Source organism: Virgibacillus salinus (assembly GCF_900102415.1).
Classification (GTDB): Bacteria; Bacillota; Bacilli; order Bacillales; family Amphibacillaceae; genus Lentibacillus; species Lentibacillus subterraneus.
In genome coordinates this window covers 1,194,028-1,207,906 of sequence record NZ_FNKD01000001.1, presented here as the reverse complement: position 1 = coordinate 1,207,906, position 13,879 = coordinate 1,194,028, and the positions used below count along the sequence as shown (strand labels likewise).

Sequence of the window (13,879 nt, the reverse complement as noted above, 5' to 3'; positions counted from 1 at the left end):
TAACACTCCTTAAAAGTTTAAGCGCCTCCACCAAACTGGGACATTAATTGTGCTGATTGCTGATTCATTCGTTGTATTGCTTTCTCCATTTGTGTAAATTGGCTCCAATATCGGTTTTCCACCCGTACTAAGCGATCCTCGAAATCTGAAATACGCGTATTAATTTCTTTCATTCGTTTTCCTAATGAATAATTTTCTAATGTATCCATACCACTTCCAGCTCGTGCTTCGATTTTTCCTCTAGTCGAATCAAGTGCATCATCTAACCGATTAATAAGTCCACGGCTGCCATCTTCACTACTGTTTGAAAATAACTTTTTAACTTCCTCTGGATTGTCGCTCAACGCAGCTTTCAGTTCAATTGGATCTACAATTAACTTACCACCATCTCTGTAATTACTGGAGGTGGTAATACCCACTTGCGTTAGTGAGGTTATCTCACCACCTGTATCAACATTGGAATACCAGCTGCTTCGCATGGAAAATAACCCATCAGAAATTGCTGATTCACCACTGAGAATACCGCTTTTCGCTTTTTCTTCCCAAAGCTCGATTTCATCTTCTGACATGGACTCTTTTTGTTTGTCTGTCAGTGGTTTATAATCACGGAATTTTTCTTCACTTTGCGATCCGTTCAATTTTTCAACAACTTCATTATACTTATCAACGAATTTCATGATGGAATCAAATGTAGCCTCATCATTATTTGTCACTGAAAGATTGGCAGTCCCTACACCTTTAAACTGGAAATTGATTCCTCCAAGATCGTAAGAATTATTATGTGAAGTCATACCGACACCATTATAATTAAATTGAGCATCTTCTCCACCTGTTTCTTGTGATGCATAACCTGCCCCTAGTTTCAATGTATCATTTAAAAAGGAATCTGTAGAAAAATCAATTTCCTTATTACCATTAATATTGTATTTTCCGGTTCTTGTAGTCTCCATAATTACTTTTTTTGTATTTGAATCATAAAATGCTCGCACATTATTGTCATCGTCAGTTATTTTTTTCAGTACATCTTGTAATGTGTCATTAGAATCAACTGATATAGTATGAGTCTCGGTGTTCCCGTCTTCTGTATAAGTATTAAAGGATATTTCTCCAGGTACTATTCCTTGTTCCTCTAATGTTTTAGTTGTATCAATATCGATTTGTTCACCAATAACTGTCTCACTACTGGCTAATTTTTCCACTTCAATACTGTAGTTACCATCAGATACTCCGGTAGATGCTGTTGCAGTAACTGAGCTTTCATCAGAGGAACTGACGGATTTCGAGTTATACGTTCTGTCCAGTTTCATATTCAGCATCATATCATCTAACTCAAGTAACTTTTTGTTAATATCCCGAAAAGCATCTCGTTTCCAGGTTAGTGTAGTGCTCTCCTGTTGCATTCGGTCCAATGGCATCCGTTCTGCTTTCATTAACTTATTAACAAGTGAATCAATATCCATTCCTGTAGCTAGACCACCAATACGCATAACATACAACTCCTTTAAATCTTTTCATCCACCAGAATTCCCATGAACTCTGCCATCGCTGCATACATATCAAGCATGTTCTTAGGTGGAATTTCCTTAATGACCTCATCTGTCAGAGGGTTTACAACCGTTACATAATATTCATTTAATTTTTCATGATATTCGAACTTTAAATCTGTTCGCAGTGACTCGGTAAATTCATTCAATTTATCAACTACTGTCTTGACTTTATCAGTATTAATGACCTCTTCATCATGTAAAGCGGTTTTCTTTTCAGCCACTTTATCCTTTGCTGCTGACATTTGCCTGCTGAATTTCTCATTTTGCAAGGGATGAGCACCTGTTAGTGCATTTTCTAACTTCATTGCCCAAGCAACTCCTCGTATTTATTCTATTTTCTATTTATATCGGACTAAAGTTATGTAATGTTAAGGTTTGAGTGAGAATTTATATATGCTATTAACTATCTTTGTTTTTACTCTCCAGCAATTTAAGAATATCCTGTGAAACATTAACTGCTTCGTTATTCTGGTTCTGAATATCCAAGTAAACTTCCTTTCGGTGGATATCTATGGACTTTGGCGCATCAATTCCTAGTTTTATCTGATCACCATCAATTGCCAACACTTTGATCTCAATATCATCGCCAATTTGGATTGACTCATTCTGCTTTCTGGTAAGTACAAGCATCGTTATTCCCCTTTCCCAGTGGAGGAAGCTGATGGAGCAATTGCAGCCTTGGATGGGTATTCATCCATATTTAAAATATATTGCTTCCCTTGTTTCGTTTGTGAATTAATAATTATTGGTGCCTTTAAGTTTATTGTACTTGTATTGAATGGATCTTTTACCGTCACAATAACCAATACAATCACATCTTTATCATCTTCAATTTGCAGATTATCAATAATACCCTCGTCCAAGTCGATTACATAGTTCTGATAAAATTGATATGGATTTGTAACAATGAACGCGATACTAGGAGTGATAATTGATTGCATGATTTGAAAGGATGCATTATCTGGCAAGTCCAGTAATACAAACTTTGTTTCATCAATAAACCCAGGTAAACCTGATGGAAATTGGATAACCCTACTATCTACTATTTCCATGTCACCTAAATATTTGGTCTCTATTTTCATATTATTTTTAAACATCCTTTCTTAAGCAGATTCGGAGAATAGGTTAATAAAATCTATTTGCAGATCCTGATATTGCTTCATACTCGTTGATACTTCCCCAGGCTGGTAATTGATAATCGGCATTTGTGGTTTATTGTTAATAATTGGTTGGTTTACTTCCGTATCAATTTTTAATTCAGATGGTTGATAATGAATTTTAACAGCAAAATGTGATGGAATAAATTTAATGCCTAATTGCTTCATTTGGTCGTGTGCATTTGTTGCAGCTTGGTTCACAATTGGATTGCCATCATTCTCGATCTTCATAAGCTCTGCACCTTGTTGAACCCTCCGAGCGATTCCTTCTAGCAATCCTTGGCGACCGTCATTTGCAAACTTTTCTATTCGTTTAGAAATATGCATTAGACCCATGTCCTCCCAGGCTTGTGTCTGATCAATGCTTAACTTAGAGGGTGTCGTCCTCATGGAAACTTCGGCTTTAGGCTGTTGAATCGAAATTTGAGCCTGTGGTTGCTGAATTTCCTGTTTTCCAGCTATTTGTTGAATTTGTATACGTGCCATTTGCGATTCCATTCGTATTTGTGGTAGTTCCATATCATCAATCCTTGACTAGTTTTTTAGAAACTTTCATTACTGTTAATAAAGCCCTGTACCATAAAGGCCAGGGCTTGCAAACTAATTAGCGTAAAAAATCCATTAGTGTAGGTTGAATTATTCTCGATCCAGCTGATAAGGCAGCGCGATGTATACTTTCCTGTGATGTCAGTTTAGTAATTACCTTCTCATAGTCGATATCTTCGTTTTCAGACATTGTTTGGGTAGCAATTACTTCTTGTTCGCTTAACCTATTTTCCACTAATTCCAATCTATTCATTCGTGCGCCAAGGTCTGCACGGGCATTAACGACATTATCAATGTTTGCATCAAGGGATTTAATACTATCTTCAATTGCAGATTGATCTTTACCATCAGCAAGCGCATTAATAAATGTGTCAATTTCACCAAACATATCACCAGCACTATCTGGATCCCCAGCAAATACGCTTCCTGCATCAACATTTGCTTGTAATTTAGTCCCATTTGCAACTTCAATCATAACTGGATCTGAATTAATCGCAATTTTTGTAATGTCACCATTCTCGTTAGTGGTAACTGGTTTTGTATCAGTTGATGTCCCATTAAAAATATATTTACCATTGACCTCCGTATTAGCAATATCAACAAGATGCTCTTTTAACTGTTCTGCCTCTTCCATAATGTTTTCACGTTGTCCATCGTCGTATGTATCATTACTTGCCTGAACAGCTAATTCCCGTAACTTTTGCAGTGCTTGGGTGGTTTTATCCAATGCAGCATCTGAGTTGTCCATCCAATTATGAACTTCATTCGTGTTCCGTTGATATTGTTCAACTTCCTTCAACTCTGTCCGGTAGCTCATCCCTTTCATTGCGATTACAGGATCATCAGAGGGCTTGTTGATTTTTTTACCCGTAGATAACTGATTCATATACGTATTCATTTTGGAGTAACTGTTCGACAAGTTATTAAGCATATTATTCGAAAGCATACCTTGTGTAATTCGCATCAATACTTACCTACCTTCCTACTAATCCCATATTATTAATAACACGATCAATCATTTCATCTACAGCTGTCATGCTGCGGGCAGCTGCACTATACGCATGCTGGAACTTAATCATGTTACTCATTTCTTCATCCAATGAAACAGAACTAACCGACATTCGTTGATCTTCTACTTGTGATCTTAGTATTCCAGAGTTTTCTACCATACTATTAGCTTTTTGGGCGTTTACACCCATATCACCAATAATAGATTCATAGTAACTTCTAACAGAAGCATTATCTAGATCGCCATTTTCTGCATCAAATATATCAGCTAAATCGGAAGCATTTTCGCCATTTCCAGAACCACCACCATTACTCGCAGCTATTTCATCTGGATTATTCAATATCGTTTCACTCACGGTGATATTTCCAGCTGTTATATTGGCAGCAGTTTCATCATCCGCATTTTGAAAAAATTGAGCGGTACCCTGTTCTCCATTTAAATTCGCACCATCATTATGAACATCGTTGAATTCATCAGCAAATGCTTTAGCCATTTTATCCAAATCTGCCAGCATATCAGGGTATTCACCTTTAACAACAGTATTACCTGCATTATCTACGCCATCCGTAAAACCATATGATTCAATAAACCCTTTAAGTGATCCTTGTGAAGTGAATTCTGTTGCTGTATAGGTTTCGCCATCAGCACTGATTGTTTCAACAGCGTCATCTGTTACCTTAACGTTTATTTCATTAAAACTCAGATCACCTTGTGATAAATCACCATTAACCAGCGTTGAACCCAGTGGTTTGCCACTTTCATCTGCAAGTTTAATAGTTGCCAATCCATCTGCAGTGTCAAGAGCGGCATCGCTGCTTTTTGAATAGGACACCTCGATATTAACGATTCCTGATAACTCATCAACTAAACGGTCACGCTCATCATAAAGGTCATTTGCCAAGGAACCGTGTGTCTCTATATTCTTAATTTGTTTATTCAATGAATTGATCTGGTCAGAAATAGAGTTCGCGTCTTTGACTTTAACATCAATTTGATCCTTCAAATCAGTTCGCATCGTTCCTAATGAATCAGACATATAGTTAAAGGTTTCTGCTACTGCAAGCCCTCTTTGTGCGACAACAGATCGTGCCCCAGTATTTTCGGGGTTAACCGATAAATCCTGAAGTGATTGCCAAAACTTGTCCATCGTTTTATTCAATCCATTCTCAGATGGTTCATTCAGCAGCCCTTCCATCTTACTAAGAGCATCTGCTTTTGTGTCCCAATAATGGGATTTACTATTTTCTGCACGATATTGATAATCCAGAAATTGATTTCGGACCCGTTGTACCGACCCTGCTTCCACACCTGTACCCATTTGACCAGGTATCTCCGGACGATTCCGTGAAGCAGCTGGAAATGGTGATGTCGTTTCAAAATTTACACGTTGTCTGGAATACCCTTCTGTATTTGCATTGGAGATATTGTGTCCAGTTGTATATAGTGCTGATTGCTGTGCAGATAAAGCTTGCTTAGCCATTTCTAACCCATGAAAAGTACTCATTGCTTACTCCCTCCGATCGTTATTCGCTCCTGTTTATGCTTTTGAATCGAAAACAGAACGCTCTGCAGAATCAGATGATTTGTTTCCACCGTAGTTCAGATTACGAATAGAGGGTTTCATCATGTTGAGCGATAGTTCGACAAATTGCATTGATTGCTGGATTAGCGATTGATTCAGTTGCTCCTGCTGTTTTAATTCAGTAATTGTTTTAGTTAATGTAATTGTTATTTGTTCCAATTCATTTTTGGTTTGTTCATCATTGATAACCTCAAGAATACCAGTGATAGTTGCATTTTCCAGATTAGCATTGTGCTGGGCAACCCAGTCCTCAACTTCTTTTTGACGCTTAACCTCAGCTTGTTCTAACGCTTGGACATGTTTGCGCTCTTTCAAAAGAAGGGGTTGCAAGCTCTCGACGGAACCCTCTTTCACAACTGCTGTTTTCTGCTTAGAAATCTCAAGGAGTGATTCATGCAGACCAATCAATTTTTCCAATGATTGTATTATCGGTTGAACGGACAATTTGATGTCCTCCTTTACTATTGCTTCGACCAGAAATCAACCATTTTTTGTGCTGTTTTCTCATGATTGACTTGATATTCTCCAGCATCTACTGCATCTTTAATGTTTTGAACATATGCGGCACGTTTCTCACTTGGTTTCTCATTTTGAAGCATTTCCTTAGCTTGATTCGAGATTTCGAGCTGATCTTTTTTATTGATATCTTTGGAGTAGTCCATCTGTTTTTGCAGTTGATTTTTATATGGGTTAAAATTTGTTTGGTTTGGACCATTAATTTTCATTAAAATCACCTCATTTTTTCGGTTACAATTCATTATATTATCATTTCATGTATATTTATATCTTACTTTTTATATCGGCAGATTTTATGTTTCTTAAAGCTATATGCGATTATTTTTTACGGTTCTCATATGTATAGTAAATATTTGCCTTTTCTTCCTTCTCGTTTGCTTGACTTTCCATTTTATCATAATACTCTAAACCACTTTTAATATCATCAGAACAATCGCCGCACAATCTTCCATGAATTATATCAACGTCACATCGTTCACATGGATAGGCTAATTTTGGAAACTGTGATGTTCGCAATCGCTTTTCTTTAATGAATTTAATAATGAGATTTTCATTCACCTCTGTAGCCTTAACAATCTCCATCATCGTTGCTTCTCTGTTTTTTCGTACACTTAAAAAACGGTATACTGTTTCAAATGCTCTTTCTTCTTCTTTATAGCATGATTGACAAACATCTCGAATAGTTTTCACAAAAACCGCCTGGCAGCGAGAGCAATTTGCTAGTTCAGCCATTGTAACTCCCCCCCTATTATATAATAACACCATCCGCTACCCACGAACTAGTGTCAGGGCATAAACTGTTGGGCATCCCTTCTCCTTTAATAGCGATGCAGCATGACGCAACGTAGACCCTGTTGTATATATATCATCGGTAAGAATGACTGGTTTGTTTATAGTTTTCATTATTTTAAATGGATTCAACGTCGAGATACGTTCTTTTCGTGTTTTTTTGGATTGTTTTTCACCATGGACACGGGTAAGCAATTCGCAAGTTTCTAGTGATAAGAAACTTGCGAGCTGCAGCGACTGGTTAAACCCTCGTTCCTTCATACGCTCATCGCTTAAAGGGATTGGAACAGCAATTGTATCTTTTGGTAAATAAGTAAATTCCTGATCAAATGCTTTTGTATAATACCTTTTAAAAGAATTACCAATACAATAATCCCCACGATATTTCCACCTTGAGATCATATCCTGCATCTGCTCGTTATAATTAAAAACCGAGAAATTCAATACTAGTGGATCGTCATTTTCCCCATGTACGTCCCATCTTTTGCAATCTAAACAAAATGGCTCTTCACTAATGCGGCTGCATTTTCTGCATCGCTTTCCTTCCAATATAGAGAACTTCTTCTCACAATCTGAACATAAATTCTTCGGTTTGGATAAAGTAAACAAGTTTTCCCAATTTATTTCGGGAATAATTTCAGCATCACACCATAGACAATTCATCTTAACGAAAACCTCCCCGTTTGTTCATCGTTTGAATGGAACGGACCGCTTGTACCATTGCTTCTGTTTTACCATTATGAAAAAAGACCACTTCCCCTGTCGGATCCTTAGGACTTCTGCCTGCTCTTCCTGCTATTTGAACTAGCGCTGCCTCATCAAAGACTGTATGGCCCGCATCAAATACCACCACATCAACCGCTGGAAACGTCACACCACGCTCCAAAATAGTTGTTGTAACTAATATCCTAATTTGTTTATTTCTAAATTGCCGGATTTTTTCTTCGCGATTACTGTCAGATGCATGAACAGCGACTACATTATCATCTAGTATTTGTAGCAGGTTCCTGTACAGTTTTTCTGCGAGTATAATTGTTGGTACAAAGATTAATAATTGGTGATTTGGAGTTTTCCGGTGAGCATACCATTTGAAAAAAGGTTTTGGGGGCTGGAAGCTTTTCATATCCTTTTGCAAAGAATAGCACATATGAAAAGCAGGTACTGGCAATGGATAGCCATGAAAACGACTTGGAACGAATATATGCTGGAGTTTCTTGCGGGCAATTAGAATTTGATGTTTCTGTCGTGGAGTTGCAGTTAGATAAATGGTCGTATTTGAATCTTCTCTTTTTGAACGATTAGCAGCATACGAAAGGGATTTATCGGCATGATATGGAAATGCATCAATCTCATCAATGATGATGACATCAAAGGCATTCTTAAACCGTAACAGCTGGTGTGTTGTTGCAATTACGAGTTGAGCTGCTCCATCAGTCTCACGGCTACCACCATAAAGACCTTGGACATAGGTACCTGAAAAAGCTTCACGTAGCCTTGGCAGCAATTCACGTACGACATCTGTTCGTGGTGTAGCGACACAAATACGCTTACCACGCTTTAACGACTCGGCGATTCCTGGAAAAAGCATTTCTGTCTTACCTGCACCACAAACAGCCCATACAAGTAATTCATTCTCTTTATTGCAAATTGCTTCTGTAATACGGTCCGCAGCCTTTTGCTGTACTTCTGTTAGTTCTCCTTTCCATGTACATGCGTTAATATGAGCAGGCCATTTAACCTTTGGACCAGTCCATTCATATAACGGTTCACATTCCATTACACGTCCCATTTCAATGCATTTTCGGCAATATAAATGTGTTTTTTCGCAATTGTTACAGGGGATACTACCGAATAAAGACCGTTTACAGTTACCACATCGCTGACACTGATATTGATAATATTTCTTTTTTATCGAAGACCTAGGTGTGAAGAAAGAACTATGAAGAAGTTGCTTAAATGTGGCTTCATCTACAGGGATTTCTCTTCTTAATAAAAGTTTTCCTGAATAGCGGTTGATAGATTCATTGTCGGGGTTGTAAAACATGGACTAACACTCCTTCTTTAGAGGATAAAGCGGAATAAGAGCCTACCAGTCGGGGAGACTGGCAGCTATGAAATAAATTATTATTTCTTATACCAACTAACGCCAATGGCACCTTCACCAAGGTGTGTGCCGATTACAGGACCGAAGTAGCTTATCGTACTATCAATATTTGGATACATAGAATCCATACTATTTTTTAAATCAATTGCGCCTTGCTCATCATTAGCGTGAATGAAAGCTACCTTTAGGTTTTTACCTTGCTTAGCATCATCCTCAAGCATACCAATAATTCGATTTAATGCCTTTTTTCGTGTGCGGATTTTTTCAAAAGGAACGATCTTTTTATCAAAAAAATGAAGAACTGGTTTAACCTGCAGTAAACTTCCAACGATTGCCTGTGCGCCATTTAAACGACCACCGCGCTGCAAATGACTTAAATCATCCACCATAAAATATGCCCGAATACTTTGTTTAATTTCTTCAAGACGATGCATAATTTCTTCGGGTGCTTTTCCAGCCTCAGCCATTTCTGCCGCTTCCAGCACATAAAAACCCTGTGCCATGGCGCTGAGCTCCGAATCAAACGGATAAACCTCTATTCCTTTAGCCATCTCTCCGCCACTGACAACAGTTTGGTATGTCCCACTAATTCCACTCGATAAATGGATGGCTATAACTGCATCGTAATCCTTAGCAAGTTCTTCGAATTTATCTGCAACAGCCCCGATTGAAGGCTGTGAGGTTTTTGGCAGGCTCTCCGATTCCTTGACCTTCTGGTAAAATTCATTTGTTGTAATATCAATTGACTCACGGTACGTTGTATTTTCAAACATGACACTTAACGGGACGACATGAATATTATGCTTATCTTTCAGTGAATCAGATATATATGCCGTACTATCAGTCATTACAGCGACTTTCATTGTCTACCTTCTCCTCTTCTAACTTGTACTATAATTTATTTTACATGAAGGAAAATAAATTTGCATCAGAAATATAAAAACATTAGAAAACTTAACTTATTGCCAAAATTTAATAACGAAATTCTTATTTTACTTATACAATAAGAAAGCAATTATACTGTCTTTTAAGGCAAAAAAATACTCTGTTACTTAAAAAGCAACAGAGTATAGATATCTATCAAAATAAAGGAACAAATACTAATATTGTACTTCTACCCAACCCTTGCGAATTGCTGATACAACTGCCTGCGTTCGGTCGTTTACGCTCATTTTCTGCAGAATGTTACTGACATGGTTTTTCACCGTCTTTTCACTAATGTATAATGTTTCCGCAACAGCTCGATTACTTTTCCCATCTGCAAGAAGCTGCAATACTTCACACTCTCGTCTTGTAAGCAGATGAAGCGGTTTATGATACTCGATAGCATTTTCTGCCACATTAGAAACATTTTCTTGAGCTAGGCGACGATATTCCTGGACTAGGTTGTGGGTCACTTTCGGATGGAGGTAGGAACCCCCTTCACTAACTACTTTAATAGCTTCGATTAACGAATCTGAGTCCATTTCCTTCAGTAAATATCCTTGTGCACCTGTTTTCAATGCATGCGTAACATAGCTTTCATCATCATGAATGGAAAGTATAATAACATTCGTGTTTGGAAAATGTCTCACGAGATCTGCAGTTGCCTGTACACCATTCATTGTAGGCATATTGATATCCATCAATACAACATCAGGATTGTGTTCTTTAACTAAAGAAGAAGCAACAAGACCATCATCACCCTCTGCAACAACCTCAAATAATTGTTCAAATTCAAGGATTCGCTTTACACCTTCACGAAATAATTTGTGGTCATCAATTAATACAATTTTTGTTTGTTTCATATTCATCGATTTTGTTCCTCCTAGATTAATAGCTATTTATTTATATATACCCTATTACGTTTCAATGGTAGTCTGATTTCGTACTTTATTTTTATATCGGTTTAAATCTATTATACTTGAATAGTTTGAAATTAGTAAATCTTTTCATGAAAGTTCATATGGAACTTTAATCATAATTTTTGTGCCTTCACCAATTGTAGAGTTTATTGTCAGCTTACCATTCAACATTTCGACACGTTCCCTCATGCCAATTAATCCAAACGATTTATCTCGTTTTAATGCTGGATCGAAACCTTTACCGTTATCATTAATTACCATTAGTAAATCCTTAGTTCCAACCTCTAACTTCACCTTTATCAAAGTAGCATCTGCATGCTTAATGGCATTCTGAATGGATTCCTGTACTAACCGAAAAAAAGCAATCTCGTATTTTTGATTTAATCGTTTTTGAAAGCCCATCGATGAAAACTCGATTTCTGTATCATTATAATCGGCAATTGTAGCAACATATTTTTTTATTGTAGGTATTAGTCCTAAATCATCCAACGCCATTGGGCGCAAATCATAAATAATGCGTCTTACTTCATATAAAGATGAACGAATCATTTTTCGCACACTTTTAATTTCTTTTAACGCATCGTCAACCGTTCCCTCACGAAATGTGCGATCCACTAACTCTGAACGGAGCAAGATGTTTGCCAGCATCTGTGCGGGTCCATCGTGAATTTCCCTGGATATTTTCCGACGTTCATCTTCTTGGGCTTCAATGATTTTCAAGCCAAACTCCTGCTTTTCTTTAGCCTCTTCAATCATTTCATTAACTTGTTTAAAATCGTCATTTAGATAAGTGAGAATAACTGATATTTTACTAGCTAATCCTTCAGCACGCTCGATGGTTTGATCCAATGTAAGTAAGCGTCGCTCGAGATCATCTCGGCGATCGCGTAGCCCTTTCTCTTCTTGGCGTAGCATAGCAAGCTCTGTTTGCATCATGTGTGTGTTTTCATAAACTGCTCGTATTTCACTCTCCGAATGGCGATCAAAGTACTTACTCACCTCGGAAAGCCGCTGTCTGGAATACTTCACCTTCTGTTCCAATGCGTCCCCATCATTTATATGCTCGATGACTTTTTCTTTCGTTTCTTTTAATTCTCTAAGTAAATTTTCATGCTCGTCTCGGGCTTCTTCGCTTATGTTAAAAATTTCATCTTTACTTTTTTGAACAACATCAATCATTTCATCGATAACATAATCCAATGCTTTCTCTTCCATTTTTTGAACCATCTTGTTCCACCAACCTATGATATAATTATTCGAAATGAATTATTTTTTTTATAGGGTCTTTTAGCATACTTTAAGGAAAGTTTATCCTTTAATTATAGGTCAAATTATATCCCTACTTATAATAATGGATTGTCAGGAGGTTAAAAGCAAGATGTTATCGAATTATTTTACCGTAAAAAATGAAGGAATCTATCAGCTAGTCGTTCAAAAGTCACGTTTTATTGGCTATGTAAAGCGAGTAGAAACAGAAGAAGTTGCTCAATCCTTTATTCAGGAAATTAAAAAAAAGCACCATGACGCAAACCATAATTGTTCAGCATACATGATTGGTGAGAATAATCAAATACAAAAAGCCAATGATGATGGTGAACCTAGTGGTACTGCAGGTGTACCCATGCTGGAAGTGTTAAAAAAACAGAACTTAAAAGACACTGTTATCGTTGTGACTAGATACTTTGGTGGTGTAAAACTCGGAGCTGGCGGCTTAATCCGAGCATATGGCAGTACTACATCGCAAGCAATAGCTGCTGCTGGAGTAGTGGAACGTAAACTAATGCAAGGCCTGTCCATTGTTATTAGCTATTCCTTACTAGGCAAACTGGAAAATGTTTTACGTAACTCTGATCATGTTTTAGATTCCATTAATTATCTTGAACAAGTGGAATTTCTTGTATATGTGAGAGATGGCGAAGAAACGAACTTCCGTGAATGGATTACTGATCTCACTAGCAATCAAGCTACATTTGAATCAAAAGGAACAGCATATGTGGAGACTGATGTTTAGTACAGTTGAAATCCTCTATTTCAGGTGGAAAAAGGGGCATTGTCTCAAAGCTTTGACAGTGCCCCTTCATCTGCAATCAGTATGACATTTTCATGCTTCTGGAGTATGGATGCCGGGAATTCCTCAGAAGTTTCACCATATACCAGTCTGTAAACAGCTTCTGCCTTCTTTTCACCAGAGACTAGCAGAAGTATTTTTTTACTCTCCATAATTGTTTCAATGCCCATCGTGATGGCTCTTTCTGGCACATCATTCAATGAGTCAAAAAAGCGGGCATTAGCTTTACGGGTAGTCTCATCCAAATCTACAATATGTGTACGACTGTCAAAAGCAGTTCCAGGCTCATTAAATCCAATATGACCATTCAAGCCTAATCCCAAGACCTGTACATCGATGTACTCAGCTTTATACATTAATGTTTCATAATCCCGACATTCCTTTTGCAGATCATCGGAATCACCGGTAGGCAAAAAAGCACGATTGTCAGGTAAGTCAATATGATTAAACAACTTTTCATTCATGTAAAAACGATAACTATTAGGGTTGTTTCCTGCCAGACCAACATATTCATCTAAGTTAAAAGTTGTCGTTTTTGTAAAAGAAACCTTATTTTTTTGATATGAATCAATCATCTGCTGGTACATTCCCTCTGGAGTTGAACCAGTCGCAAGGCCCAATACAGGATTATCCAGTTTATTTACCTTCTCAACTATTAGATCACAAGCCTTCTCGCTCATCTCATCATAATTTCTCACTTTAACAATTTCCATTCAG

General features: G+C 37.4%; 17 protein-coding genes. 1 reads left to right on the top strand and 16 read right to left on the bottom strand.

The window, feature by feature from the left end:
• Nucleotides 1-17 precede the first annotated feature (17 nt).
• From BLS02_RS05660 to BLS02_RS05590, 15 genes are all read right to left on the bottom strand, one after another.
• Nucleotides 18-1,487, bottom strand: a complete 1,470-nt coding sequence (locus BLS02_RS05660; protein ID WP_092491971.1) for a flagellar hook-associated protein 2 — start codon at nucleotides 1,485-1,487, stop codon at nucleotides 18-20.
• A gap of 14 nt (nucleotides 1,488-1,501) precedes the next feature.
• Nucleotides 1,502-1,852: a flagellar protein FlaG gene (flaG, locus tag BLS02_RS05655; protein WP_092491970.1), complete on the bottom strand. Its 351-nt coding sequence runs from the start codon at nucleotides 1,850-1,852 to the stop codon at nucleotides 1,502-1,504.
• Nucleotides 1,853-1,946: 94 nt separating this feature from the next.
• Nucleotides 1,947-2,177: a carbon storage regulator CsrA gene (gene csrA, locus BLS02_RS05650; protein ID WP_092491969.1), complete on the bottom strand. Its 231-nt coding sequence runs from the start codon at nucleotides 2,175-2,177 to the stop codon at nucleotides 1,947-1,949.
• A 2-nt stretch (nucleotides 2,178-2,179) separates the two neighbouring features.
• A complete protein-coding gene (gene fliW / locus BLS02_RS05645) occupies nucleotides 2,180-2,629 on the bottom strand; it encodes a flagellar assembly protein FliW (protein ID WP_092491968.1) in 450 nt (149 codons plus the stop codon).
• A gap of 21 nt (nucleotides 2,630-2,650) precedes the next feature.
• Nucleotides 2,651-3,223: a DUF6470 family protein gene (locus BLS02_RS05640; protein ID WP_092491967.1), complete on the bottom strand. Its 573-nt coding sequence runs from the start codon at nucleotides 3,221-3,223 to the stop codon at nucleotides 2,651-2,653.
• 85 nt (nucleotides 3,224-3,308) lie between these two features.
• Nucleotides 3,309-4,214, bottom strand: coding sequence for a flagellar hook-associated protein FlgL (gene flgL / locus BLS02_RS05635; RefSeq protein ID WP_092491966.1), 906 nt, complete (start codon nucleotides 4,212-4,214; stop codon nucleotides 3,309-3,311).
• 10 nt (nucleotides 4,215-4,224) lie between these two features.
• The gene (gene flgK / locus BLS02_RS05630; RefSeq protein ID WP_092491965.1) at nucleotides 4,225-5,763 is read right to left on the bottom strand and encodes a flagellar hook-associated protein FlgK; all 1,539 of its coding nucleotides are present in this window, start codon (nucleotides 5,761-5,763) and stop codon (nucleotides 4,225-4,227) included.
• A gap of 33 nt (nucleotides 5,764-5,796) precedes the next feature.
• Nucleotides 5,797-6,285, bottom strand: a complete 489-nt coding sequence (locus BLS02_RS05625) for a flagellar protein FlgN (protein ID WP_092491964.1) — start codon at nucleotides 6,283-6,285, stop codon at nucleotides 5,797-5,799.
• Nucleotides 6,286-6,302: 17 nt separating this feature from the next.
• Nucleotides 6,303-6,566, bottom strand: a complete 264-nt coding sequence (gene flgM, locus BLS02_RS05620) for a flagellar biosynthesis anti-sigma factor FlgM (RefSeq protein WP_092491963.1) — start codon at nucleotides 6,564-6,566, stop codon at nucleotides 6,303-6,305.
• A 109-nt stretch (nucleotides 6,567-6,675) separates the two neighbouring features.
• The gene (locus BLS02_RS05615; RefSeq protein WP_092491962.1) at nucleotides 6,676-7,089 is read right to left on the bottom strand and encodes a TIGR03826 family flagellar region protein; all 414 of its coding nucleotides are present in this window, start codon (nucleotides 7,087-7,089) and stop codon (nucleotides 6,676-6,678) included.
• A 36-nt stretch (nucleotides 7,090-7,125) separates the two neighbouring features.
• A complete protein-coding gene (locus tag BLS02_RS05610) occupies nucleotides 7,126-7,809 on the bottom strand; it encodes a ComF family protein (RefSeq protein WP_092491961.1) in 684 nt (227 codons plus the stop codon).
• A gap of 1 nt (nucleotide 7,810) precedes the next feature.
• Nucleotides 7,811-8,923 (bottom strand): ATP-dependent helicase ComFA, encoded by a 1,113-nt coding sequence (locus BLS02_RS05605; RefSeq protein WP_254788731.1) that lies wholly within the window; start codon nucleotides 8,921-8,923, stop codon nucleotides 7,811-7,813.
• Nucleotides 8,924-9,270: 347 nt separating this feature from the next.
• Nucleotides 9,271-10,113, bottom strand: coding sequence for a DegV family protein (locus BLS02_RS05600; protein ID WP_092491959.1), 843 nt, complete (start codon nucleotides 10,111-10,113; stop codon nucleotides 9,271-9,273).
• Between the two features lie 237 nt (nucleotides 10,114-10,350).
• Nucleotides 10,351-11,043, bottom strand: coding sequence for a response regulator (locus tag BLS02_RS05595; protein ID WP_092491958.1), 693 nt, complete (start codon nucleotides 11,041-11,043; stop codon nucleotides 10,351-10,353).
• Nucleotides 11,044-11,181: 138 nt separating this feature from the next.
• Nucleotides 11,182-12,321 (bottom strand): sensor histidine kinase, encoded by a 1,140-nt coding sequence (locus tag BLS02_RS05590; protein WP_092491957.1) that lies wholly within the window; start codon nucleotides 12,319-12,321, stop codon nucleotides 11,182-11,184.
• A 151-nt stretch (nucleotides 12,322-12,472) separates the two neighbouring features.
• On the opposite strand from BLS02_RS05590, the gene BLS02_RS05585 reads away from it, so the two are divergent.
• A complete protein-coding gene (locus BLS02_RS05585; RefSeq protein WP_092491956.1) occupies nucleotides 12,473-13,105 on the top strand; it encodes a YigZ family protein in 633 nt (210 codons plus the stop codon).
• 44 nt (nucleotides 13,106-13,149) lie between these two features.
• Here the strand turns inward: BLS02_RS05585 and nagB are convergent, their stop codons facing one another.
• Nucleotides 13,150-13,875, bottom strand: a complete 726-nt coding sequence (gene nagB, locus BLS02_RS05580) for a glucosamine-6-phosphate deaminase (protein WP_092491955.1) — start codon at nucleotides 13,873-13,875, stop codon at nucleotides 13,150-13,152.
• Nucleotides 13,876-13,879 lie beyond the last annotated feature (4 nt).

Coding starts and splice junctions, on each gene's coding strand:
- flgM (WP_092491963.1), bottom strand. CDS start 6,566: ATGAAAATTAATGGTCCAAACCAAACAAATTTTAACCCATATAAAAAT.
- flaG (WP_092491970.1), bottom strand. CDS start 1,852: ATGAAGTTAGAAAATGCACTAACAGGTGCTCATCCCTTGCAAAATGAG.
- csrA (WP_092491969.1), bottom strand. CDS start 2,177: ATGCTTGTACTTACCAGAAAGCAGAATGAGTCAATCCAAATTGGCGAT.
- flgK (WP_092491965.1), bottom strand. CDS start 5,763: ATGAGTACTTTTCATGGGTTAGAAATGGCTAAGCAAGCTTTATCTGCA.
- BLS02_RS05660 (WP_092491971.1), bottom strand. CDS start 1,487: ATGCGTATTGGTGGTCTAGCTACAGGAATGGATATTGATTCACTTGTT.
- BLS02_RS05585 (WP_092491956.1), top strand. CDS start 12,473: ATGTTATCGAATTATTTTACCGTAAAAAATGAAGGAATCTATCAGCTA.
- BLS02_RS05615 (WP_092491962.1), bottom strand. CDS start 7,089: ATGGCTGAACTAGCAAATTGCTCTCGCTGCCAGGCGGTTTTTGTGAAA.
- flgL (WP_092491966.1), bottom strand. CDS start 4,214: ATGCGAATTACACAAGGTATGCTTTCGAATAATATGCTTAATAACTTG.
- BLS02_RS05610 (WP_092491961.1), bottom strand. CDS start 7,809: ATGAATTGTCTATGGTGTGATGCTGAAATTATTCCCGAAATAAATTGG.
- BLS02_RS05640 (WP_092491967.1), bottom strand. CDS start 3,223: ATGGAACTACCACAAATACGAATGGAATCGCAAATGGCACGTATACAA.
- BLS02_RS05595 (WP_092491958.1), bottom strand. CDS start 11,043: ATGAATATGAAACAAACAAAAATTGTATTAATTGATGACCACAAATTA.
- BLS02_RS05590 (WP_092491957.1), bottom strand. CDS start 12,321: ATGGTTCAAAAAATGGAAGAGAAAGCATTGGATTATGTTATCGATGAA.
- fliW (WP_092491968.1), bottom strand. CDS start 2,629: ATGAAAATAGAGACCAAATATTTAGGTGACATGGAAATAGTAGATAGT.
- BLS02_RS05605 (WP_254788731.1), bottom strand. CDS start 8,923: ATGGAATGTGAACCGTTATATGAATGGACTGGTCCAAAGGTTAAATGG.
- BLS02_RS05600 (WP_092491959.1), bottom strand. CDS start 10,113: ATGAAAGTCGCTGTAATGACTGATAGTACGGCATATATATCTGATTCA.
- nagB (WP_092491955.1), bottom strand. CDS start 13,875: ATGGAAATTGTTAAAGTGAGAAATTATGATGAGATGAGCGAGAAGGCT.